This window comes from Pseudomonas sp. 32_A, assembly GCF_017490905.1.
Classification (GTDB): domain Bacteria; phylum Pseudomonadota; class Gammaproteobacteria; order Pseudomonadales; family Pseudomonadaceae; genus Aquipseudomonas; species Aquipseudomonas inefficax.
The window spans coordinates 1-513 of sequence record NZ_JAFGYI010000197.1; the positions used below are offsets into that span (position 1 = coordinate 1).

1 protein-coding gene is annotated in these 513 nt (G+C 53.8%); it reads left to right on the forward strand.

The annotated features are described in order from the left end of the window. Positions 1-513: hypothetical protein (locus J5M58_RS26265; RefSeq protein WP_207880259.1), on the forward strand; the 513-nt coding region annotated here is incomplete at both ends.

A 513-nucleotide genomic window follows, 5' to 3' on the forward strand; every position in this document is an offset into this window, starting at 1 on the left:
GATACGGCGGCACCGATACGCAAATGGCTCCTGAGCAAAGCGAAGCTTTTGGCAGTGGTGCGTTTGCCTGACGAGACATTCCGTCCGAACAAAATAAATGTTCGATCGAGCGTGCTTTACCTCCAGCGAATGACCGAGGAGGAGGAGGAAATCGCCGACGATATCAAGTATCCGGTTGCATTCTGCGATATCGAGACCTTCGGCATGGATGGGGCGGGGGATATTGCCTGCAACTTTGACTTGGATACTTTGATTGATTCGGTCGGAAAGAACATCTTGCGAACTGGACGCACACGGGGCGGAAAACATTGGTCTGTCTTCGATGTGGCCGTGTTGATGAGTCGGGACGACAAGGCATCCCGATTCGACGTGAAGTATTGGCGGCCGGGCGTAACCAATGCGATGAAAGAGATCGTTTCCGTCGGCGGAAAGACAATCAAAGAGTTGAACACGATCCCGACCGCACGTGGGACGAGTCCCAGCGCCGATTCATATGTTGATGCGGCCGATGGC